This is a genomic window from Pseudomonas sp. P42 (assembly GCF_017973755.1).
In the GTDB taxonomy this organism is placed as follows: domain Bacteria; phylum Pseudomonadota; class Gammaproteobacteria; order Pseudomonadales; family Pseudomonadaceae; genus Aquipseudomonas; species Aquipseudomonas iridis.
Genome location: NZ_JACOPU010000002.1, coordinates 561,310 through 585,603, shown reverse-complemented (window position 1 = coordinate 585,603; position 24,294 = coordinate 561,310). Strand labels below are relative to the sequence as shown.

Annotated in this window: 15 protein-coding genes and 1 pseudogene; 6 read left to right on the top strand and 10 right to left on the bottom strand. The window is 57.4% G+C overall.

The features are described from left to right. Positions 1-8 precede the first annotated feature (8 nt). Both aruF and H8B20_RS07550 read right to left on the bottom strand, forming a co-directional pair. Positions 9-1,028: an arginine/ornithine succinyltransferase subunit alpha gene (aruF, locus tag H8B20_RS07555; RefSeq protein WP_042560545.1), complete on the bottom strand. Its 1,020-nt coding sequence runs from the start codon at positions 1,026-1,028 to the stop codon at positions 9-11. Between the two features lie 202 nt (positions 1,029-1,230). Continuing rightward, on the bottom strand, positions 1,231-2,451 hold the full coding sequence (locus H8B20_RS07550; RefSeq protein ID WP_210622751.1) for an aspartate aminotransferase family protein: 1,221 nt from the start codon (positions 2,449-2,451) through the stop codon (positions 1,231-1,233). A gap of 304 nt (positions 2,452-2,755) precedes the next feature. Here H8B20_RS07550 and H8B20_RS07545 point away from each other — a divergent pair, with 304 nt between their 5' ends. Continuing rightward, entirely contained in the window at positions 2,756-10,543 is a 7,788-nt protein-coding gene (locus H8B20_RS07545) for a leucine-rich repeat domain-containing protein (RefSeq protein ID WP_210622750.1), read from the top strand. A 10-nt stretch (positions 10,544-10,553) separates the two neighbouring features. Here the strand turns inward: H8B20_RS07545 and argR are convergent, their stop codons facing one another. The 7 genes from argR to acs form a co-directional block, all read right to left on the bottom strand. Then, entirely contained in the window at positions 10,554-11,534 is a 981-nt protein-coding gene (gene argR, locus H8B20_RS07540) for a GlxA family transcriptional regulator (RefSeq protein WP_210622749.1), read from the bottom strand. Positions 11,535-11,780: 246 nt separating this feature from the next. Continuing rightward, the gene (locus H8B20_RS07535; RefSeq protein ID WP_003227281.1) at positions 11,781-12,545 is read right to left on the bottom strand and encodes an ABC transporter ATP-binding protein; all 765 of its coding nucleotides are present in this window, start codon (positions 12,543-12,545) and stop codon (positions 11,781-11,783) included. A gap of 27 nt (positions 12,546-12,572) precedes the next feature. Next, positions 12,573-13,685: a M14 family metallopeptidase gene (locus H8B20_RS07530; protein WP_115146177.1), complete on the bottom strand. Its 1,113-nt coding sequence runs from the start codon at positions 13,683-13,685 to the stop codon at positions 12,573-12,575. Between the two features lies 1 nt (position 13,686). Continuing rightward, complete coding sequence (locus H8B20_RS07525) at positions 13,687-14,385, bottom strand: ABC transporter permease (protein WP_042560548.1); 699 nt, start codon at positions 14,383-14,385, stop codon at positions 13,687-13,689. Then, a complete protein-coding gene (locus tag H8B20_RS07520; RefSeq protein ID WP_007912702.1) occupies positions 14,382-15,071 on the bottom strand; it encodes an ABC transporter permease in 690 nt (229 codons plus the stop codon). The genes H8B20_RS07525 and H8B20_RS07520 overlap by 4 nt, the downstream gene beginning before the upstream one ends. Before the next feature lie 91 nt (positions 15,072-15,162). After that, complete coding sequence (locus tag H8B20_RS07515) at positions 15,163-15,936, bottom strand: ABC transporter substrate-binding protein (RefSeq protein WP_042560549.1); 774 nt, start codon at positions 15,934-15,936, stop codon at positions 15,163-15,165. Positions 15,937-16,664: 728 nt separating this feature from the next. After that, positions 16,665-18,620 carry an acetate--CoA ligase gene (gene acs / locus H8B20_RS07510; protein ID WP_210622748.1) on the bottom strand — a complete coding sequence of 652 codons (1,956 nt, stop codon included), beginning with the start codon at positions 18,618-18,620 and terminating at the stop codon, positions 16,665-16,667. A gap of 464 nt (positions 18,621-19,084) precedes the next feature. Here acs and H8B20_RS07505 point away from each other — a divergent pair, with 464 nt between their 5' ends. Both H8B20_RS07505 and H8B20_RS07500 read left to right on the top strand, forming a co-directional pair. After that, entirely contained in the window at positions 19,085-19,345 is a 261-nt protein-coding gene (locus H8B20_RS07505; RefSeq protein ID WP_042560551.1) for a DUF2790 domain-containing protein, read from the top strand. A 550-nt stretch (positions 19,346-19,895) separates the two neighbouring features. Beyond that, positions 19,896-21,146 carry a ribonucleotide-diphosphate reductase subunit beta gene (locus H8B20_RS07500; protein ID WP_042560552.1) on the top strand — a complete coding sequence of 417 codons (1,251 nt, stop codon included), beginning with the start codon at positions 19,896-19,898 and terminating at the stop codon, positions 21,144-21,146. 346 nt (positions 21,147-21,492) lie between these two features. Here the strand turns inward: H8B20_RS07500 and H8B20_RS07495 are convergent, their stop codons facing one another. After that, positions 21,493-21,726 carry a helix-turn-helix domain-containing protein gene (locus tag H8B20_RS07495; protein WP_181643117.1) on the bottom strand — a complete coding sequence of 78 codons (234 nt, stop codon included), beginning with the start codon at positions 21,724-21,726 and terminating at the stop codon, positions 21,493-21,495. A 93-nt stretch (positions 21,727-21,819) separates the two neighbouring features. Between H8B20_RS07495 and H8B20_RS07490 the strand changes: the two genes are divergently transcribed. The 3 genes and pseudogenes from H8B20_RS07490 to H8B20_RS07480 all read left to right on the top strand — a co-directional run. Beyond that, the gene (locus H8B20_RS07490; protein ID WP_181643116.1) at positions 21,820-22,326 is read left to right on the top strand and encodes a hypothetical protein; all 507 of its coding nucleotides are present in this window, start codon (positions 21,820-21,822) and stop codon (positions 22,324-22,326) included. A 60-nt stretch (positions 22,327-22,386) separates the two neighbouring features. After that, complete coding sequence (locus H8B20_RS07485) at positions 22,387-23,166, top strand: SIR2 family NAD-dependent protein deacylase (RefSeq protein ID WP_181643115.1); 780 nt, start codon at positions 22,387-22,389, stop codon at positions 23,164-23,166. A gap of 553 nt (positions 23,167-23,719) precedes the next feature. Beyond that, positions 23,720-23,967 (top strand): annotated as a pseudogene (locus H8B20_RS07480) (transposase domain-containing protein); the annotation flags it as partial. Positions 23,968-24,294 lie beyond the last annotated feature (327 nt).

Here is a 24,294-nt window from a genome sequence, read left to right as displayed (position 1 = left end):
CTAAGGCGTTAAACCGCCACCAGGCGCACGCTGGCACCTTCACCGACGCCCAGGGCTTCGGCCGCTTCCAGATCCAGAGTCACCGGTTTGCCCGGCGCGTAATCCAGCTCGAGCAACACGGCGCGGTAATCCTGCAACTGCGCGTTGGCCACCAGATACTGACGCCCGGCACCTTTGACCGGCTCGCCGATCTTTACCGGCACGACGCGACTCTGGGCGATCGAACGGATCCCCGAAACGCGCGCATGCAGGGTCGGACCACCGTCGAAGATGTCGATGTAGTGATCGGTCTCGAAGCCTTCGCGCATCAGGATGTCGAAGGTGATCTGCGCACGCGGGTGCACCTGGCCCATCGCCTCTTGGGCGGAATCCGGCAGCAGCGGCACGTAGATCGGGTAATGCGGCATCAGTTCGGCGAGGAATGTACGGCTTTTCAAGCCACACAGGCGTTCAGCCGCAGCGTAGTTGAGGTCGAAGAAGTTGCGACCGATGGCATCCCAGAACGGCGAGTCGCCATTCTCGTCGCTGTAACCGACGATTTCGGTCACCACCGAATCGGCGAAACGCTCCGGGTGGCTGGCGACGAACAGCAAGCGACCACGGGAGTTGAGCTCCGACCACGGCGACCCGACCAACTCGCGCTGCACGTAAAAACTGGTCAGCAAGCTGTTGCCGGTCAGGTCGTGGCACTGCGAAAGCACGTGGATCTTGTTGTGGATCTTCAGCTCGCGGGAAGCGTGGACGAAGGTCTCGTTGCGAAAGCTGTAGAACGGTTCCGAATAACCGGCCGAAGCAACGATGGCCGAGCAGCCGACCAGTTTGCCGGTGGCGGTGTCTTCGAGAACGAAGAAGTAACTCTCTTCACCGTTGAAGCTCACTTCGGCAGAGAACGAGGCTTCGCTCGCCGCGATCTTGTCGCTCAGACGTTCCACGTCATCCGGCAAGGAAGTGACACCAATCGGGCTGTCCGCAGCCAGACGCTGTACCTCGCCCAGATCAGCCATTTGCGCGGGGCGCATCACCAGCATGGTGTCACTCCTTTCTCTTAAAATTTACTGAAAAAAACACCGGATATTGTGGGAGCGAGGCTGCTCGCGAAAGCGGTCTATCTGTCAGCAAAAATGTTGACTGACACGCCCTCTTCGCGAGCAGGCTCGCTCCCACAATGGAATTCGCCCGGTATCAAAAATTTTGATCGACGCCCGAGATGCTCAGGCGCCGAAGGGTCTATCAGGTTTGCGTCAACTTCGCTGCGGCACGTTCAAAGCGGTCGAGACCGGCATCGATATCGGCATCTTCCACCACCAGGCTCGGGGCGAAACGGATCACGTCCGGGCCGGCTTGCAGAATCATCAGGCCTTCTTGTTCAGCGGCGTTGAAGATGTCCTTGGCCTTGCCTTTCCAGGCATCGCTCAGCACGCAACCGATCAGCAGGCCGAGGCCACGCACCTGAGTGAACAGGCCGTACTTCTCGCCGATCTGCTGCAGACGGGTCTTGAACTTGTCGTGCTTGGCATTGACGCCGTTCAGCACCTCAGGGGTGTTGATCACGTCGATCACAGCTTCCGCGACAGCACATGCCAGCGGGTTGCCGCCGTAAGTGGTGCCGTGGGTGCCGACGACCAGATGTTTGGCCAACGCTTCGGTGGTCAACATCGCTGCGATCGGGAAACCACCGCCCAGGCTCTTGGCGCTGGTCAGGATGTCCGGGGTCACGCCGTAATGCTGGTAGGCGAACAGCTTGCCGCTGCGGCCCATGCCGGTTTGCACTTCGTCGAACACCAGCAGCGCGTCATTCGCATCGCACAACTCGCGTGCACCTTGCAGATAAGCCAACTCGGCCGGCAGCACGCCGCCCTCGCCCTGAATCGGTTCCAGCACGACCGCACAGGTCTTGTCGGAAACGGCGGCCTTGAGGGCAGCCAGATCGTTGTACGGAACGTGGGTAATACCGGTGATTTTCGGACCGAAACCGTCGGAGTACTTCGACTGGCCACCGACGTTGACGGTGAACAGGGTACGGCCGTGGAAGCTGTTCAGCGCGGCAATGATTTCGTATTTCTCGCTGCCAAAACGGTCGAATGCAACACGACGGGCCAGCTTGAACGCGGCCTCGTTGGCTTCAGCGCCGGAGTTGCAGAAGAACACGCGCTCGGCGAACGTGGCGTCGATCAGCTTGTGCGCCAGGCGCAGGGCTGGCTCGTTAGTGAACACGTTGGAAACGTGCCACAGCTTGTTCGCTTGCTCGGTCAAGGCACCGACCAGCGCCGGATGCGCATGGCCCAATACGTTGACGGCGATACCGCCGGCGAAGTCGATCAGCTCGCGGCCGGCCTGATCCCAGACGCGGGAACCGGCGCCACGCACCGGAATGAAAGCGGCAGGCGCGTAGTTGGGAACCATAACCTGGTCGAAATCGGCGCGTTGTACCGCAGCGTGCTCAACGGACATCGGAGTCTCCTGATGAGGGCCACCCGCCGGAAACTGGCGAGCGATGGGGGGATTGTAAGGACAGTTATCGGCCCGGCCTTGCCGCCAGGCGACAACTTCTTATAGCGCCAACCCCGGATTTTTCCGGGTTTACGGCAATGCGACAAATAACGTCGCAAAGGCGCAGTTTAAACTGCCGCCGCCGATTTGCGGCAGGCCCGGGAGGATATCAATTCAACCCGGTGCCAGCGGTATATATATGTACCGCACCGCCATCGCATGACTCTGATTTGCTGGGACCTTTCCAGACCAAGGAACGGTCCCGATGCACCCAATCCCAGATCGGCAATCTGCCAAGCTCCCCAAACCACACTATGACGACATACATGACGCCCACTTCCACCCGCTCATAGCCGGCATCCCTGACTGGCTCGGCACCGCTTCGGCCGCCAGGCGCCAAGCCTTTGGGCGCCAGGCTCCTTTCCTGCCGCCAAAACTGAAGACGCAGCCGGACGTCAGGCATCAAGCCCTCATGGCGCTGAACGCCACGCATTGGCGCGCGCAAAACGATGTTGAGAAACGCCTTGAACATCTGCAGGACGCCAGCGCCTTCGCCGAACCGCTGCTCAAGGCCGAACTGAAGGAGAAATTCGATCTGGATGTGGATGTCAGGACCACGTTCGTGCGCCTTTATATTCCCGCGAAGACGCCATGGTTCCCAATCAAAACCGGGGCGCGCGCCTGGACGGTCTCGTTGCTGGATGCCGCACTGCACAACTTCGAACTCGCCGAGACCGAAGACGACGCCTACGAACCCGAGTCGACCTTCATCACCCAACCCGACGCCAGAGGACAGTTTGAAACCCTGCCCTTGCTCAAGGCCAGGCTGAGCATCGTGGCGTTCACCAAACTGTGCCGCGAGCTGGATATCGGCGCCCGATACCAGATCTACCTGCGGGAAGCCCTTGGCTCCAGCCATCCCGTTGCAGCGGCGGTGCTGCGACATAAAATCGACGCGAGCCAGAAGGCCGCGATGCAGGCCGCGCTGCAATGGGCACGGATGAGCGGTGACATCAGCGAGGACTATTTCCTGCGGATAGAAGTACTGCTCGATGCAGCACCGGCTGCGCCAGGTGATAGGCCAGCATTGAAATGCCAGGACCTGTCGATGCTGGAAACGCCCCTGACCGGCATCGTCGTCTTTGCGCCCGAGTTGCTCGAGCCGCGAACGTCGGCACGCGTTGTGGCCTACATACCGGATGACCCGGAGCATCCGGTCAAGGAATATGCCTCGCCCGCCGAGATGTACACCGAACTGACGCGACAACTGCGCACCAGTGATTACCAGAAATTCTTCAGCCGGTTCGTCAATCTCGAACAGCGCGGCGTGTTTTTCGCCACGCTGAACGCGCGCCTGAGCGGGATAAAATGGCACGAACCGGTCGCCGGCAGCAGCGAGCCGCCCTGGCGTGAGACCCCACTTGAGCAGCCCAAACTGCAACTGACCGTCACGCCGATCAGCGCTCCACTGTGGCAGCACCTCTACCAGAGCAAGCTGAACAAGATCCTCAATGATGCGGCGATCATCGCAGTGCCCACGGCAACGGTTGATCAGAAAGTGCGCTGGGCGTTTTGGGACTCGGTCGTCAACATTGTCTCGACGATCCTGCAGACGGTCGCGTTCATCATCGCTCCGTTCGTGCCCGGCCTCGGCGAACTGATGATGGCTTACATGGCTTATCAACTGCTCGACGAAGTGTTCGAGGGGATCATTGCCTGGGCGCAAGGCCGAACCACCGAAGCGTTTACCTACCTGATGGGCACCCTCGAATCGCTGGTTCAGTTAGGTATCTTCGCCATCGGCGGGGCGATTGGCGCCGGTGAGTTCCGCAAAGTCCTGCCCGCGGAAATCGTCGAGTTCATCGACCGTTTCAAACCTGTGCAAATGCCCGGCGGCCAGACCAAATACTGGGAGCCGAACCTGGCCAGGTACGAGCACACAGCGTCTCCCGCCGCAAATTCCGCACCGAATGAACTGGGCCTGCACGCACACGATGGCCGTCAACTGCTGCCCCTTGATAACGCGCATTTTGCCGTGAACGAAACACCCGATGCCGGTGAATACCGGATTGCCCACCCGACCCAGGCCGACGCCTATCAACCTTGGGTTCGCCATAACGGCGAAGGCGCCTGGCACAGCGAATTCGAACAACCGCTGACGTGGGACAGACCGACGGCACTGCGCCGCATCGGCCATTCGGTCGAGTCGTTTTCAGCCGCCCAACGAGAAACGATCCTGCAGGTCAGCGGCCTCGACGAAGAGGTGCTGCGCACCATGCACGTCGATCAGGAAACGGTTCCGCCGCTGCTGGCGGACAGCATCCAGCGCTTCAGGATCGATCAGGACCTGCAACGCTTTGCCGATGATTTACACAGCGAATCGCCCGAGGCGTATTTGCGCGCCGATCCTGTTTTGCAGTTACAGCTGTTGACCGAACAGGGTCGTTGGCCGGAGGGTCAGCGCTTGCGCCTGCTCGACCTTGCGGGCGAACTCGTCTGGCAGTCGTCCAGCGATGAGAGCCTGCCGCTGACAACCCTTGCCCAAGGCAGCCTCAAGGACGGCAACCTGCTCAAGACCCTGCTCTCCTTCCTCGACGAACAGCAAGCCAAGGCCCTGCTCGGCGAGTCGTTCGCCGGCCCGACGCTGGCGCTGGATGTGCGAAGCCAAAAGTTGAGACAGCAGCTGGCAGAGATCGCCACACTGCAACGAACTTCAATCTTCGAATCCCGCTACGACGCCCTTCAGCGCAATGACGATCCGCTGGCCAACCTGCTCGCACAACACGATTCAGGATTACCCGCCAGCGTCACGCGCGAACTGCTCGGCACCGCGACCGGAGAGGAGCTGGTGCAGATCAGCGAAGGTCAGTTGCCCCCGCGCCAACAGGCGCTCATGCAACTGGCCAATCAGGAGCTGCGTGTCACCCGCGCTTACGAGGGGCTGGAGCTGGACTCGGTCAACAGTCCGGATACCGACACCCTGGCACTGCACAGCCTTAAACGTCTGCCCGGCTGGAGCGGTGAGGTGCGACTGGAGATTCGTGACGGGCATTACGAAGGACGATTAGTCGACAGCACCGGAAGCGTGGAGGCGCCCGTTCAAAAAGTCCTGGTGCGGCAAAGCGACGGCACTTATCAACCCTATGACGAGCGAGGTCAGGAACTGCATTCAGCGACCGATTTGTACTCCGGCATTCTCTACGCCCTGCCCGATAGTGAACGCCAAAACCTGAGTATCCAGATCGGTCAGGGCGACGGTCTCAAAGCAGCGATCCGCAAGCGGCCGATGGAGCGAAGCGAGTTGCGCCTCGCGATTTCTCTTGCGCCGATCCCGGAACCGACCGTGGACACGCTGCGGCTTGTGGGGCGCGGTGGCCGTGGTGGCGGCGCCGGGATTGATGCGGCTTATTCTTTCGGCGCGCCGGATGCCGCAGCAACGGATGTAGAACGGGTACGGGCGATTTTTCCGACCTATACCCCTGAAGATGCACGGGCATTCGCAGCCCGGTTTCAGCACGATCGAGCCGGGCTGAGCAATGAACTGTCGCGCTTGCGGACGGAATTCAGCCGGCTCAAGGATGACCTGCGGCGCTGGAAGAACGAGGCGCCTGTGAATGACCCGGACACCGGGGTAGCACTGACGGACATCCAGCGCCGGGCCGCCGCGCAGAACCGTGCGCTGTTCAAGAAAGCCGTAGAGGGTTGCTGGCGTAGAGAACCAGGAGGGGCCGACAACTACATGCTGCAGATTCTGGAGCCGGTGGCGGGAGAACTGCCGACGCTGCATGCCGATTTCAGCCATGTCACCATGCTGTCCTTCAAGGGCAGCGCCGGTACACGTGGTGTTGAGCGCTTTCTGCAGTATTTCCCGTCCCTACGCTACCTCGACATGCATGACCTGAACGTGCCCGATTTACCACAGAGCTTTGCCAACATGCCGAACCTGCAGCATCTGGCGCTGCGCAACTGCGGCATAAGGCTTTCGACCGCGGACTCCGCTGGCTTCCCGCCCATGGAACAGCTTTCGGTCCTTGATTTGCAAGACAACCCGCTGGGCGTGCCGCCCGACATCAGCACCCTGCCTGCCTTGCACTACCTCAACCTCGACAATACCGGCATCACCACCACGCCTCCGGGATTGCTCGACCATCCGAACCTGTTTACCGGCAAGTTCAACGGCAACCAGATCACTGAAATCCCCGAAGAGTTGCTGACGTCATCACACTATTTGACCGGGCAGCTTAGCTTTACCAACAACCCGCTATCCGCCGCCACTCGGGAGTCAGTCAAAACCCTCTTCAACCGAACGCAGAAAAATTTCGGGGTGACGATCGAGCAGGCAGATATTCATCGCACCACCGAACTGTTTCCAGCACTGAGCGCTGAGCAAGCGAATGACCTGCTCTACAAGTTGCCCGGCTCACTGGCCGAAGGCCGAAGCCAACTCGCCAACTGGGAGGCAGAGGTCACGCAATTACGCACTGATCTTGCTCAATGGAAAACCCGGATCCCGGAGCACTCGGCTTCCAGTGGCCAACGCTTGAATCACAACGAACAGGTAAGTGAGCATCTGGCGAGGGAGGACTTCGCCGGAAAAATTGAGCACTTCTGGCGCAACAGGTCGCCTCGCCAACCCGGCGCCAGAGACAGCCATCTGGTGGCGACCCTTGAGTTCATGGGTGACATGCCCTTGCTCAGCGCAGACTTCAGCCATGTGACCCGATTGACGTTTAACGGCAACAAGAGCATTACGGCGTTGTCATCGTTCCTGCAACGGTTCAGGAGTCTGACCATTCTGGAACTGCGTTTTTTTGATCTGGAGCCGGGTCTTCTGCCAACCCTCGACCTGCCCCGGCTCTGCGCACTGGAGCTCAAGAGCTGCGGCTTCGTACTCACGCCTGAAAACCAGGCAGCCTTGCTGAAGATGAATCAGATCGAGATCCTGGAGCTGAGCGACAACCCATTAGGCTCCCTGTTTGATTTGAATCTTTTGCCCATGCTCAGGAGCATCGATCTGTCCCTGACCGGCATCAACGAACTCCCGCCCAGGCTGCTCGATCCTCCCGAACTGCACATCGCGGTTCTGCGCGACAATTTCATCACGCAGTTGCCAGAAGCGCTGTTCAAGCTACCGCTGGACCGTACACGAGGATTCGACTTTGCTGACAATCCGCTTTCAACCGAATCGCGCAACCGGATAAAAACCTACTTCCGCAAGACCAGTCATGACTTCGAAGTGTCAGCAGACACCGCCGATGTCGAACTCGCCAGAGAGCTGTTTCCGTCACTCGACGCGCAGGATGCGAGCAACATGATCTACTCCCTGCCCGGCACCCTGGCAGAGGGCAGGATTCAACTGCAGCATTGGCAAGCAGAGCTGGAAACCCTGAGGGCGGATCTCTCTGCGTGGACCACCCAAGGCTCGGCGCATCACCCGGTGACCGGCGAAGCTCGCCCGCCCATGGATTTTCTCAATGACTTCCGGGCGCGAGAGGACTTTCGCGAACAGATTTTACGACTCTGGGAAAGCCGCTCGGACGGCACCGACATGCGTAACGACTTCTTCGAAGCGAACCTGGCTTTTTCGGGAGATATGCCAAGGTTGACGGTCGACTTCAGTCACGTTTTGACGGTGGATTTCACCGGCAATCCGGGTATCACCGAAGTCGGCCGTTTTCTAGAGCTCTTCCCCAACGCGCAAGTGGTGGAAATGCGCGATTTCGCGCTGGGTCAAATGCCAGACAACCTCACTCGCCTGAAAGAGCTCAGGGAGCTGTCGCTGATTAACTGCGGCGTTACGCTGACCGCCGACGGGCAGAGCGTTCTGGAATCATTGAGTGAACTTGAGCTGCTTGATCTGCGCAACAACCCGCTGGGGGTCGCGCCTAACGTTGAGACAATGCCGCTGCTCAATGATCTTCGCCTTTCCAATACCGGTATTTCCAGCTTGCCGGAAGGTCTCGCTGACCATCCCAACCTGCGCGATGTCAGGCTTGATGGCAACGGGATCGTCGATCTGCCCGACTCCTTTTTTGAGGTCGTTCCCGACCTTGCCGATGGCATCAACCTGGCGGGCAATCCGCTGTCTGCGACCAGTCGCAATCGAATCAAGGGGCATTACCACGCCCTCAACAATTTCGGAGTGCTCCCCGATACGGCCGATATCGCCAAAGCCAAGGTACTGTTTCCAGCACTGAAGTCCAAAGGCGCCGTCAACATGATCTATTCCCTGCCCGGCTCGCTGGCGGCTGGCAGCGCTCAACTGCTGCGTTGGGAAGCCGAGATAGCGACGATGATCAGCGACCTCGCCGAGTGGGCCGAACGCATTCCCCCACGCGACCCGAGCACGGGTCGTTTCATCGATGCGGTCGAAAGAGCCAGCCAGCATTTTGCCCGGACGGATTTCAGTCGGGAGTTGCAGGCTTTCTGGCGCAGCCGACATGTCGAAAAAACTGAAGTACGCTCCAATATCTTCGCTGCCGAACTCAGGTTTATCGGCGACATGCCGACACTGACTGCTGATTTCAGTCATGTCGCCCAGCTCTCTTTGCTGGGCAACGATGCGCTGACAGTGTCTGATGGCTTTCTGAGCGGCTTCAGCAGGCTACAGGCTTTGGAGCTGCGCACATTCGCTTTGGGGCGGATTCCCCCGGTGCTCAATCGAATGCCTACACTCAGATCGCTGGTGCTGAGTAGTTGCGGCGTCATCTTCGATGCCGAGGGGCAAGCTGCGCTCTCTTCACTGTCGCGACTCAGGGCACTGGATCTTCACAACAACCCATTGGTCGAAGCGCCAGACGTCTCGGCGCTGACGGACATGATATTTCTGGATCTCTCCAAAACCTCGATCAACCGTGTACCGCCCGGACTCTCCAGCCTGCCCCTTCTGGAGGACGTAATGCTCTCTGAGAACAACATCAGCGAACTGTCTGATGAACTGCTCAACCTCCCCGCCGACGTCGCCCAGATTATCGACTTGCATGACAACCCGATCTCGGCAGCTGCGCGGGAACGCGTCAAAGTCTGCTACCAAACCAACGGCCACACATTCAGCGTGCCGGTCGAAGCCACGGACAGGGAACTGGCCCTTACGCTTTACCCAAGTCTGACTGACAGCCAAATCAACGAACTTGTCTACAGTTTGCCCGGCACGCTGGCTGATGGTCATGTCGAACTGGTGCGCCGCACCACTGAACTCGCCATGCTGACACACGAGCTCGATTTATGGGCCAACGAGACACCGCTGGATCCGGCCAACCGCAGTCCACTGACGGGCGACGCCCTGCGAGAGGAACAGGCCAACAGACAGTCGCTCAAGCAAACCCTGGAAAACTGCTGGCGCCGGATCGTTGCACAGGGGCAAAACGAATTCGAATTCAGCTTCAACGTCCCTGTGAGGGGGGACCTGCCCACACCTACAGCAGACTTCGCGCATGTGCGCACTGTCTTCCTGTTGAACGGGTCTGGCGCGCCGTCGCGTCTCGGTGAGTTTCTGAAGCTGTTTCCTAACGCAGAGAAGCTGGCGATTCAGGGTTATCAGCTCAACGACATTGCAACAGTCGTGTCATCCATGGAAAAACTCACTGCATTGAGACTGTCGGGCTGCCACATCACGCTGACCCCGGCCAGCGTTGAGGTGCTGGCCACGAGGAGCAATCTCAACACGCTAATCCTAAGAGACAACCCGCTAGGCCTCACCCCCGATCTCGGCCGCCTGGAGCAGTTGTCCTGGCTGGATCTGAGCAACACCGGCATCAGCGAACCACCGCTCACGCTTCCCGTGCAGCGCCTGGAGTACGTCAATTTCTCCAACAATGCGATTGTCGAGTTACCCGAAAACTTCTGGAACGCCAGCACTACCGAGTTCGATTTCAGCGGTAATCCGCTATCCGCGCAAAGTGAGCAACGCGTGGAAGGTTATCGACTCAGAAGAAACGCCGCACTGGCAGGGCGGCAAACAGAGCGAGTTCCGACGCCGTCCGAGTCGACATCCATTTCCACAGAAACGGAAGGATCAGTCATGTCGATCGACTCATCCGATGTTTCAGAATGACCGGCGGCGGTTAACCGCGCTCTGACGGCACCGACGACAATTCAAACGGGCTGCTGCTGCGCCGCTGGTTGCGATCTTCCCGCGGCGTGGCACCGAAGAAATTGCGATAGGCGCTGGAGAAGTGCGGCCCCGAGGAGAAGCCACACGACAAGCCGATCTGGATGATCGACTTGCTGGTCTGCATCAACATTTGCCGGGCCTTGTTCAGGCGCAGTTCCAGGTAGTACTGGCTCGGCACACGGTTGAGGTATTGCTTGAAGATCCGCTCAAGCTGCCGACGGGACACGCACACATGCTGGGCGATTTCGTCGGTGGTCAGCGGTTCTTCGATGTTGGCTTCCATCAGCAACACGGCTTGCGTGAGCTTTGGATGACTGGAGCCTAGGCGATTCTGCAATGGAATGCGCTGACGCTCGCCGCCCTCGCGGATGCGCTCGACCACCAGTTCTTCCGAAACGGCGCCGGCCAACTCTGCACCGTGATCACGGGCCAGCAATGCCAGCAGCAGATCAAGCACGGACATGCCGCCGCACGCGGTCAGGCGATCACGATCCCAATCGAACAGATGGCTGGTAGCGATGACCTTCGGAAAGCGCTCGGCGAAATCGTCCTGCCAACGCCAGTGCACCGCCGCGCGGTAACCGTCGAGCAAACCCATTTGCGCCAACGGGTACACACCGGCGGACAAACCACCGATCACACAACCGGTACGCACCAGTTGCTTGAGCGCACTGCTGAGTGCCGGAGCCAGGGCAGTCGGCGGCTCATCGGCGACCAAAAACAGTTTCTGGAAGTTTTCCAGCTTGCCGGCCCACGGTTCGCCGGGTAATTGCCAGGCGCCGTCGCTCGGCGGCTCGGCCTGCAAGAACGACAGTTCGTAGACCACGTCCGGATGCACACGCTGAGCAACACGCAAGGCCTCCTCCGCCAGCGCCAGCGTCAACGCTTTAGTGCTGGGCCAAATCAGGAAACCAATTCGATGGGCAGTCATGGGTGAGCGATCCGAAACGAACAACGGTGATGAAGGCATGGGCCAATGCTAGCCCGTAAATGAACGTAAATCGCAAAACCGGCGCAGATCCATTGTGGGAGCTGGCTTGCCAGCGATGGCGGTGTATCTGCACCAGATATGCCAACTGGCCCACCGCTATCGCTGGCAAGCCAGCTCCCACAGGAATTGTAGCCAGCCTTCAGGCTGCGAAGCATGCACTATTACGGTGCATATCGGCAGCCCCGTTTACTTGAGGCTACCCGACAGGAATTGCTGCAGACGTTCCGATTGCGGATTGACCAGCACTTCGCGCGGGTTACCGCTCTCTTCAACAACACCTTTGTGCAGGAACACCAACTGGTTCGACACTTCACGGGCGAAGCCCATTTCGTGGGTCACGACAACCATGGTGCGGCCTTCCTGAGCCAGCGCCTGCATCACCTTCAAGACGTCGCCGACCAGTTCCGGATCGAGCGCCGACGTCGGTTCGTCGAACAGCATCACTTCCGGTTCCATCGCCAGCGCTCGGGCAATCGCCACACGCTGCTGCTCGCCACCGGACATGTGCCCCGGGAACGCGTCCTTGCGATGCGCCACGCCAACCTTGTTCAGGTAGTGCTCGGCTTTCTCGCGGGCTTCGGCCTTGGAGACGCCGAGCACATGCACCGGCGCTTCCATGATGTTTTCCAGCGCGGTCATGTGCGACCACAGGTTGAAATGCTGGAACACCATCGACAGGCGCGAACGCATGCGTTGCAGCTGTTTCGGATCAGCGGCTTTGAGCGCGCCGTCCTTGTTGGCGACCAGTTTCAGCTCTTCGTTGTTGAGCAGAATTTTGCCCGCGTGCGGCTGCTCGAGCAGGTTGATGCAGCGCAGGAAAGTACTTTTGCCGGAGCCACTGGAGCCGATGATGCTGATCACATCGCCGGCTGCCGCTTTCAGGGAAACACCCTTGAGCACTTCGTGACTGCCATAGCGTTTATGCAGGTCTTGGACTTCAAGTTTGTACATGCGGTCGGTTCTCACAAAAACAGTCAGTCAGTCGTTGAGCAAGCGCCCGTGACGCAGCGCTTCGCGCCCCGCCACCTTGGCCAGCCAGAAACCGGGTTGGGCATAGCGCAGCCGTTCAATGGCAAACAGCACCCCGGACGTACCAGCACACACCGTGCTGACCCGATCGGACACAGGGTCGATCACTTCAAAAATCTCGTCACCGGCTTCAACCCACTCGCCGGGTTTACGCAGAAAACTCACCACGCCCGGGTGGGGCGCGAACAGCAATTGCGTGCCTTCAAACGGCATGCCTTCGCACGCTTCGTGCGCCGCATTCGGCCACTCGCCGGTAATCAAACCTTGCTCGGCGAGGAACGCCAGAATGCCTTCAGCATACGCCTGGGCTTCAGCGCGACCAGTGTCGGCCTGACCGCCCAGCTCAATGGTCGTTGCCAGGCACGCCAATGGAATCTGCGCATCGGGGAACTGCCGCGACAGACGCAACCACGGCAGCGAACACGCTTCGTCGAAGGAGCTGCCGCCGGAATCTTCCGCCAGCAAACCGACTTTCACATTCAAATGCGCTGCCAGCGAACGCCACTGCGGCCAGTGCTGCGGCAGCGCGTACATGTGCAGCGCGGCTTCGGCGTCGCAGTGCAAGTCGAGCACCACATCAGCGTTGCAGGCGTGGCTGAGCAAGACGCGTTGCATGCCTTGCAACTGGCTGCTCGCCGCAGGCAACGCCGCCAGATGATCAGCCATCGCCTGACGGATCAGGCGAACGTTGGCGTGTGGATCATCACCGAGGCTGTCGGCCAAAGCAGCCGCAACCGGCGCGCTCAGCTCAACGAAATCACGGTTGAAGTTCTTGCCACTGCCCGCCTCGAAACGGCCCTGGTGATTGCCTTGCAGCAATTGCCCCAGGCCCAGCGGATTGGCCACCGGGACCAACTCGATCACGCCGTTGAGCAAGCCTTTTGCTTCGAGTTCGCCAAGGCGCTTTTTCAGCTCCCAGGCGGTGCGCATGCCCGGCAATTCGTCAGCGTGCAGGCTGGCCTGAATGTAGGCCTTGCGCTCGCCGCCGCCGAAACGGAACACCGAAATCTTGCGCTCGCTGCCCAGATGGCTCCACGGTAATACGTGATCGATGCGTTCCATATCAGTGCTTCCGCGGGGCCAGGTAGCTCAGCCAGCGGCGCTCGGCCAGCTTGAACAGCTTAACCAGAATAAAGGTCAGGCACAGGTAGAACACGCCAGCGGTGATGTACGCCTCGAACGGCAGATAGAACTGCGCGTTGACGGTACGGGCCGCACCGGTAATGTCGATCAGGGTCACGATGGACGCCAGACTGGTGGTCTGCAGCATCATGATCACTTCGTTGCTGTACTGCGGCAGCGCCCGGCGCAGGGCCGACGGCAACAGGATGCGTTTGTACAGCTTGAAGCGCGACATGCCCATGGCCTTGGCCGCTTCGATCTCACCGTTCGGCGTGGCCTTGAGGCTGCCGGCAATGATTTCAGCGGTGTAGGCGCTGGTGTTGACCGCGAACGCCAGGCACGCGCAGAACGTCGCGCTGGACAGCCATGGCCAGAGGAAGCTTTCACGTACTGCCTCGAACTGCGCCAGACCGTAGTAGATCAAAAACAGTTGCACCAGCATCGGCGTGCCGCGAATCACGTAGGTGTAGAGCCACGCGGCGCCGTTGACGACCGGGTTCTTCGAGACGCGCATCAGGCCCAGTGGCAACGCTGCCAGCAAACCGAAAAACAGCGAAAACGCGAGCAATTTGAGGGTGGTCACCAAGCCGCCGAAGTACAGCGGCAGAGCCTCCCAGATGACGTTGTAGTCGAAGATCATAGATCAGCCGCCCTTACGCCTACCGAGTAGCGCTTCTCAAGTTGACGCAGTATCAGCAACGAAACGCTGGTGATGACCAGGTACATCGCCGCCACTGCAAGGAAGAAGGTGAAAGGCTCGCGGGTAGCATCAGCCGCCTGCTTGGCCTTGAACATCATGTCTTGCAGACCGACCACGGAAATCAGCGCGGTGGCCTTGGTCAGTACCAGCCAGTTGTTGGTGAAGCCCGGAATCGCCAGACGAATCATCTGCGGCACCATCACCCGGAAGAACACCTGAAAACTGCTCATGCCGTACGCCATGCCCGCCTCGGCCTGGCCTTTGGGAATGGCCATGAACGCACCACGGAAAGTTTCCGACAGGTACGCACCGAAGATGAAACCGAGGGTACCGATACCGGCGGCCAGCGGATTCAAATCGATGTAATCGTCATAGCCCAGCATCGGCGCGACGCGGTTGAGCAAGTCCTGACCACCGTAGAAGATCAGCAGGATCAGCACCAGATCGGGAATGCCGCGGATCACCGTGGAATACAGATCGCCCAGCCAGGCCAGCCAGCGCACCGGCGACAGGCGCAACGCGACACCGATCAGCCCGAGAACGATGGCCAGGGCCATGGAAGACAAGGCGAGCTGAAGCGTCAGCCATGCGCCATCGAGGATGACAGCCCCGTAGCCTTTCAACATGATTCAGGTCCTCGAAAGTTGGGATGAAAAAATGGCGCAAACCTCAGAGATCCTGTTGCTTGCGCCATTTCGGACTTGTCGCAGAGACGTATTACTTGCCGTAGATATCGAAGGCGAAGTACTTGTCCTGGATTGCTTTGTATTTGCCGTTTTCACGGATAGCCGTGATAGCGGTGTTGATCTTGTCTTTCAGGGCGTCGCCCTTGCGCACTGCGATGCCTACGCCGTCGCCGAAGTATTTGACGTCGGTGAATGCCGGGCCAACGAAGGCGAAACCTTTGCCAGCGTCGGTTTTCAGGAAGCCGTCATCCAGCAGCGTCGCGTCAGCCACGGTGCCGTCTAGGCGACCGGCGGCCACGTCCAGATAGATTTCGTTCTGCGAACCGTACGGCTTGATCTCGGCACCCAGTGGGGCCAGGACTTCGCGGGCAAAACGCTCGTGGATCGAACCCCGTTGCACGCCGATGTTCTTGCCCTTGAGCTCAGCCAGACCTTCGCTGACCTGAGTGCCGGCCTTCATGACCAGGCGGGCCGGAGTGTTGTAGTACTTGTTGGTGAAGTCCACAGACTTCTTGCGATCTTCAGTGATCGACATGGACGACAGGATCGCGTCGATCTTGCGCACTTTCAGTGCCGGGATCAGGCCGTCGAATTCTTGCTCGACCCACACGCACTTGACCTGCATCTGCTCGCACAGGGCGTTGCCGATGTCGTAGTCGAAACCGACGATGTTGCCGTCCGGCGACTTCGACGCGAACGGAGGGTAAGCCGCTTCGATACCGATTTTCAGAGGTTTTTCATCTGCGAAGGAATTCAGCGACAGCACGGACAGTGCCAGGGCGCCAAGCAGCACAAGTTTCTTCATCTTGGGACTCCATCGGTAAAGGGCAAAAACGGCAGAGTGAGCGACAGCCCAATATGCGAATGGGTGAATCTAGAAATCGGTTGCTGCATCGGTGGGAAATTTCCCATTGAAACCGTCGCAGGTTTCAACGTCAGCCACGATGAGCGGGTGATCGGCATTCTAACGACAGGCCCGAAGCCGATATTTCTTCAATGCGACAACTAATTACAGATGCACAGAGAAACCCGCTTGAGCACATTGACAGCCCCGCATTTTCATGCAAGAGCGAACGATTGTGAACCGATCTATGCTGCAAATTGCGGGCCTATTATTCGCAAACCCTTCTAATCCGGCAAGCGCAGCGTTATGTCTTATTTTTCACTGGAGGGTTTGAGGCTCTAAAACGGGGCGATGCGTTTCCCTATGCCCCGGTTTGGCGCCAGCGGTTACATATTCGGTTACGTGGATCTGGCCCGGTAACAGTGGGAAATGTCTTACGGCGCAGATCGATAATTATTGGTTGGGTGGGTTTGCGGACTGACAGCGGACTGCACCGGCGTCTGCCAGATGGCCTTCGCGAGCAGGCTCGCTCCCACAGGGATCTGCATTTTGTCTGAAGGTACTCGGTCAAACTGTGGGAGCGAGCCTGCTCGCGAAGGGGCCAGCCCAACCACCACAAAACCTCCAGACACAAAAAAGCCCCGCCCGGCATACACCGGACAGGGCTTTCTTCTCTTCAGACCTGCTACTTACGCAACATTCATGGTCTTGTGCGTATCAATCAAATGCTGCACCACACCCGGATCAGCCAGGGTCGAAATATCGCCCAACCCGTCATATTCCGCGGTAGCAATCTTGCGCAGAATCCGGCGCATGATCTTGCCCGAACGCGTCTTCGGCAAGCCCGGCGCCCACTGGATCACGTCCGGCGAAGCGATCGGCCCGATCTCCTTGCGCACCCAGTTTTTCAATTCCAGACGCAGTTGCTCACTTGGCTCTTCACCGCCAATCAACGTGACATAGACATAAATGCCCTGCCCCTTGATGTCGTGCGGCACACCGACCACCGCTGCTTCAGCGACTTTCGGGTGGGCAACCATGGCGCTTTCGATCTCGGCTGTGCCCATGCGGTGGCCAGACACGTTGAGCACGTCGTCGACACGCCCGGTGATCCAGTAGTAGCCATCGGCATCACGACGCGCACCGTCACCGGTGAAATACATGCCACGGAAGGTCTTGAAGTAGGTGTCGACGAAGCGGTCATGGTCGCCATACAGCGTGCGCGCCTGACCCGGCCACGAATCGAGAATCACCAGATTGCCTTCGGCCTCGCCCTCGATAATGTTACCGAGGTTGTCGACCAGCGCCGGCACCACACCGAAGAACGGACGCGCCGCCGAACCCGGCTTGAGCGCGTGAGCCCCCGGCAGTGGGCTCATCATGTTGCCGCCCGTTTCGGTCTGCCACCAGGTATCAACGATCGGGCAACGCGATTTGCCGACATTCTTGTAGTACCAGTCCCAGGCTTCCGGGTTGATCGGCTCGCCCACCGAACCCAGCAGACGCAGGCTGCTGCCATCAGCGCCTTCAACGGCTGCCTGACCCGACGCCATCATGGCGCGGATCGCGGTCGGCGCGGTGTAGAGGATGTTGACCTTATGCTTGTCGATGATCTTCGCCACCCGGGTGATGTCCGGATAGTTCGGCACGCCCTCGAACAGCAACGTGGTCGCGCCATTGGCCAGCGGGCCGTAGACGATATAGCTGTGGCCAGTGACCCAGCCGACGTCGGCGGTGCACCAGTAAACTTCGCCCGGGCGATAGTCGAACACGCGCTCGTGGGTCATCGCCGCGTACAGCAAGTAACCGCCAGTCGTGTGTTGCACGCCCTTCGGCTTGCCGGTCGAGCCGGAGGTATAAAGGATGAACAGTGCTTCTTCAGCGCCCATCTCTTTCGGCGCACAAACGGTGCCCGCCACTTTCATCAGGTCTTCGTACCAGATGTCGCGATGCTGGTTCCACTTGATGTCGCCGCCGGTGCGCTTGCACACGATGACTTTCTGGATGCTGCTGGTTTCCGGATTGGTCAGCGCGTCGTCGACGTTGGCCTTGAGCGGGATCTTCTTGCCGGCACGGATGCCTTCGTCGGCGGTAATCACCACTTTTGATTTGCAGTCGATGATGCGACCGGCCAGCGCTTCCGGCGAGAAACCGCCGAACACGACCGAGTGAATCGCGCCGATCCGGGTGCAGGCCAGCATGGCGACCACGGCTTCGGGAATCATCGGCATGTAAATGGTCACCACGTCGCCGCGGTGTACGTCCTGACCACGCAGGGCGTTGGCGAGTTTGCACACTTGTTCGTGCAGTTCGCGGTAGGTGATGTTGCGGCTTTCGGAAGGATCATCACCTTCCCAAATGATCGCGACTTGATCGCCGCGCTCGGCCAGATGACGGTCGAGGCAGTTGTAGGAAACATTCAAGGTGCCATCGGCAAACCACTTGATGTCGACATGGTGATCGTCGAACGACGTCTGTTTCACCGTGGTGAAAGGTTTGATCCAGTCGAGACGCTTGGCCTGCTCGCGCCAGAAACCGTCAGGGTTGACGACCGACTGCTGGTACATGGCTTTGTAGGTCGCCTCGTCAGTCAGCGTGTTAGCCAGAACCTCGGGACGAACGGGATACAGAGAAGCCGCACTCATCTTTCCTACCTCGGTGTAATAGTTGTTTTTGTATGACCCTGTTGTAACGGGGCCGGGCCCATAGAACCATTCGACGATGGTAGTAACAAGCCCCTACAAAACGTCCAGATACCCCTCGCGCAGGCCTTACACCGTTCGGTCAAATCACCGCGCCCCCCTGTGGGAGCTGGCTTGCCAGCGATTCAGACGACTCGGTCTATCAGACGCACCGCATCGCCGCAGACACGACATCCGGCGATTGTTACCAAATCTGCCAAAAGTGTTTATCAAAACCCGCTCTGTTTACCCCTGCCCTACCTCCCTAAAATTCACCTCGCCAACACGGCAAACGCGATTAACAACGTTACAGCCCCCACGAAGGCCGTTAATCCAGCTCTCCAGGTAATGCATCAAATACTCAAGCTCCACACGCAACCCCAAAAAGGTTGCGTGACCCCACTCGACCTCAAAAAGGTAACTTTGAAATGAAAGCTTTATTGGTTCTGGCCCTCAGCAGTCTGTGCGTAACCGCCATGGCAGACGAGGTCCCGACTGATGTCGCACAGCAACAACCGATCATCGAGGAATACACCTACTCGACCCACCTGGACATCGCCAACGTTGTATCCATGAGCGAGATTCCAAATGTCTGCGAAGTGGTACCGGCGAAAATGGAGTACGACGACTCCAAAGGCCAGCGTCACATCCTGCGCTATAGCGTGATGGGCAACGGCTGTACCAATTGATGATTGAGACTGCACCGAATTGAACCGCTCTGCGCAACATTGAGGGTCGATTCCAGCCCGACTTCGGTCGGGCTCAGTTGTGTCTGAAGTCGTTCAAAAGGGTTGCAAAACACTAGATGTAGTGAAAACCGCGATTTTTTGTACGTTTTTTGATCAAATCCACAACTGCGATATTTTTCCAAAAAAAAATCTTTCCCCGGCAAAGCCCTGTAAACCCTCACTCTCCTCGAAAAACCATCCTCCTCGACCGCTCCATGTGCGGATTCGCCTCAGCACAGCCGTGTTTTTTTCCCTATAATGCCGCCCTAATCGGGACAGCAATATTCCCTTACAGGGATGAAAAGCCAGTCTGAAGCCCCGCAGCAGCGTTCAACGCTGATTGCGCCCGTCAGAGGCTCTCGGAACCCCGAACAAAATTCTGTTTTATTGCCTGCCTTAGCTGCTGCAAAAAACGATTCCTTTAGATCCAACGCGGTCTGTATGGCCGTGTGAAAAACCAACCATCAGGTTTCACACGGGCGACAGGCCCTCACGCAGGAGACGACACGTCATGCTGAGCTGGGACGAATTCGACAAAGAAGACAGTGAAGTAGCAGCAGTGAAAGGCGCCAACGCCGGCCACGCTACTGAAGCCAACATGGACCGCCTCGACAGCGCCGGCGGTGCCGCCGCCCTCGAGGCACGCGCCGTAACGGCCAGTGACTCGGCTGCCGTGGCCCGCGCCAAGGCTGCACTGAACTCCCTCGACGTCGCCGAAGGCCTCGCCGAACTCGAAGGCGCCTCCGCCCGCGTCGCCGTTGACGAAAAGCGCATGATCAACTGCCGCGCCGACCTCAACCAACTCGTACCCTTCAAGTACGACTGGGCCTGGCAGAAGTACCTGGACGGTTGCGCAAACCACTGGATGCCGCAAGAAGTCAACATGACCGCCGACATCGCCCTCTGGAGAAACCCGGAAGGCCTGACCGACGACGAGCGCCGCATCGTGATGCGCAACCTCGGCTTCTTCTCCACCGCCGACTCGCTGGTTGCCAACAACCTGGTGCTGGCCGTGTACCGCCTGATCACCAACCCGGAATGCCGCCAGTACATCCTGCGCCAGGCCTTCGAAGAGGCGATCCACACCCACGCCTACCAGTACTGCATCGAATCGCTGGCCATGGATGAAGGCGAGATCTTCAACATGTACCACGAGATCCCATCGGTCGCGAAAAAAGCCACCTGGGGCCTGAAATACACCCGTTCGATCTCCGATCCGAAGTTCGAAACCGGCACCGTCGAAACCGACAAAGAGCTGCTGCGCAACCTGATCGCCTACTACTGCGTTCTGGAAGGCATCTTCTTCTACTGCGGCTTCACCCAGATCCTCTCCATGGGCCGCCGCAACAAAATGACCGGCGTCGCCGAGCAGTTCCAATACATCCTGCGCGACGAATCCATGCACCTGAACTTCGGCATCGACGTGATCAACCAGATCAAAATCGAAAACCCACACTTGTGGGATGCCGAGATGAAGGAAGAAGCGACCCAGATGATCCTGCAGGGTACGCAGCTGGAAATCGAATACGCCCGTGACACCATGCCTCGCGGCGTACTGGGCATGAACGCGGCGATGATGGAGGACTACCTGAAGTTCATCGCTAACCGTCGTTTGTCGCAGATCGGTCTTAAAGAGGAATATCCAGGGACGACTAACCCGTTCCCTTGGATGAGCGAGATTATGGACTTGAAGAAAGAGAAGAATTTCTTTGAGACTCGTGTGATCGAATACCAAACTGGTGGTGCTCTGAGCTGGGACTAACTAATAGTCTCCCCACTTGTCACGAAGCATTGACACGTTGTCACGATGACTTAGCACGCCAGCTCCCGATTCGTCTAAGCCTGATTTTTTCAGGCTTTCGGATCGGGCTTGAGCTTTGACTGAAATAGCCGTAACGATGCGCTGTAGGACCGAGTTGCGGCTATATGCTGATATGAAAGAATCAATCACGCCAAATTATCATACGAAGGCAAAGCCATAGACTCGGCGTTTTTTTCGCATAGGTGGGTTAACAAAGGGCCGCACGCACGCACACTGCATCCTGATTTATCACTGGAGCTTCAGGAAAATAGGTTAGATGAAAAAGCCAAGACTTGTTAGTCAGGTACTATTCGGAAGCCGATATTTTTTCCATCGTCGACTTCACCAAGTCCAATGGGGAGCTATTGAGTGCTGCGGCCAGAGCAAAGATCGTAGCTAATGTCGGTTGGTGATGACCTCGCTCCATAAGACTCACATAATTGCGCTGCAACCCAGCTTGGGCAGCTAAAGCCTCTTGCGTAACCTGCTGACTTAATCTCGCCTCACGCAAGACCTTACCAAATGCAACTGCGATATCCACTCACCCCTCCTATCAGAAGGGAACTGTGAGGTAGAGCGCTGCAATCGTCTTCACAGTATACTGTGAATATTTAACTGATGGAGGAATCTAGATTTGCCTGAATTGATGATCGCGGTCGTGGACGAATCAGGGCTTGAGGGTCAAGACATCTCAAAATATTTGGATGGCCAAATCGCATTAGATCGATTCGAGCATACAGGGACGCACCCGCTATTCATGATCTTTCATTGGCACCTAAACTCAATGGGTGTAAATCATAGTATCTCGATTATGGATAGCTATTTTAGGATGCGAGATTTCTCGGCAAAAAATTTAAACCGTAAAAATCTTGGAATTGAGAAAATATCGATAGTACTCCCTCCTGACGTTGCAAGCGGACGCGGATGGATCCTAGAGGAGTTTATAGAGGCCGTCATTGAAAAGAGGATTGAAGGCCGCCCAACATACATAATATATAAGACAATTATGCACTCTTATAGATATCTACTTTTAGAAACTGCTGAAGCAACACCTCCCGACCAAAGAATCATATTAAAAAATGTTGCTTCTCCCTCTCGAAACAGTAGCTCTATCCCAACGCCAAAAAAGGGTGATAGGTAAATTAGAACAAACAGTAAACCTCAGACTATTAAAACTCAACCATTACCTATGAACAAATTAATGACGGATTACGAGCAAGCAGTAAAGGCCCTTATAGAAGCCAAAAAAATCGTTATCTCAACAGGCGCAGGAATTTCACAAGAGAGCGGAATTCCCACGTATCGAGACGGACTCACCGGATTATGGGCCGGGCACAATCCACAGTATTTGGAAACAGCCAACGCTTTTCGCGAGAATCCTCAACTGGTATGGGGATGGTATCTGTGGCGTCGACAGCAGGTCGCAAGAGCGAAACCCAATGCAGGTCATATCGCTCTACACCAGATGGCTACTCTGGGGCGAAAGGTCTCCATCATTACGCAAAACATCGACGATTTGCACGAAAAAGCAGGCTCGAAAGAAGTTCTCCACCTACATGGCAGTTTGGCTACACCGAAATGCTTTGCATGCCACCGGCCTGCCGCCCTGTCGCCAGATAACGTACACGTGACGGATTTCGGCGCCCTAATCGAGCCACCTAGGTGTAAAAAATGTAATGGAAAGTTGCGTCCTGGAGTGGTCTGGTACGGAGAGGAACTCCCCAAAGGCGCCTGGAAGACAGCGATGTCATTGATTAAAGATTGCGACGTTCTGGTTTCCGTTGGCACATCGGGGATCGTCACCCCGGCCTCGGATCTTCCTGATATTGCGTTTGGGTTGTACAAAACGGTGATTCATGTGAACACGATCGATCAGGGTGTGGAGGAACACGAACTCAACGAAATCTCGCTAGTTGGTAAATCTACTGAAGTACTCACACGGCTGTATTCGATGATGTTGAAAGAGGTCCAGACACGATAAAATTGGCCTGTGGACGCATGCGAAGCAAAGTGAAATCAGGCTATTTTTTGGCAACCCTTTCTAGAGAGTTGCCCCCCCCCTTTACCCAATACACCTCGTTGCAGAAACTAGCAAAGATCATAAGTCACTCGACCGGTCTACCCATTTGAATGAAACTCGCTACGCCATTTTATTAATCATGACCAGAAATAGGAGCGACTCTTGATTCGCCTAGTGAATACCATAATAGCTAGCCAACATTCCTCCTTGGAGCCTGTTTGGAAACAAAAAATCAGAGCTCTTGGAGAAGTTCGCGATGAAAATAACTGGAATAGTCGAAGTCGAGACTGTTACTGGCGTGGTCTGCGATATGCCGCTGCTCCACCGGGGATGGATACTGGAGCGAATCAGTTTGGCAAGCTACAAGCACACTAGGGTCATAGCCCCCCATGACGGGATGCACTGTGAACTGCACCTGCGCAATGATAGCTTCTTGCAAGCATAGGCTTACCTCAGCGGGAGCGGCGAACTTAGGATCTGGTCAGCGAGGACAGCCAGGATCACGAAGATAATGTCTCTCGGGCAAAAGAACCAGCTCTTTGCCGTGTCGCTTCACAGTGGCAAGCGCGCGCCTTCAATCTTGAGTTTAATCCAGTCGGTGCGTAACAATGGGCACGATCCGTATTCCTATCTCAAAGACGTACTGACGCGCTTGACGACGCAAGGGCCAGTGAGGTTAAGGAACTGCTACCACATCGGTGGCGTCAGCCTTGGTCACGCAAGATTGGTTGGCCCGACGCATATATTTTACCTAAGGAGTGACTATGTTAGAACGGAAGAGATTGATTTCAGAGCTGGGAGCTTATTTCGGCGTGTTAGATTATGTTGTCGCCAAAAGTGGGAAGCGCCGTTGCGAGGGCCAATTCGATAAAGTCACCTGTAACCACCTTAACCAACGTTCCAATCTCTCAGACGACGCGGTATGCCTCGCTGGCCAAGCCTTATACCTATGCGGCTAGCCCCATAACTGCCACACTGAAGGTTTGCGCGTGAACCTCAATACAGTTCAGTTATTTCGCCATAGGCTACCTACGCAGCTTGATCGCGCGCTCCGAAGACATATCTTAATTTCTTCTGGGGCAGTTTCGA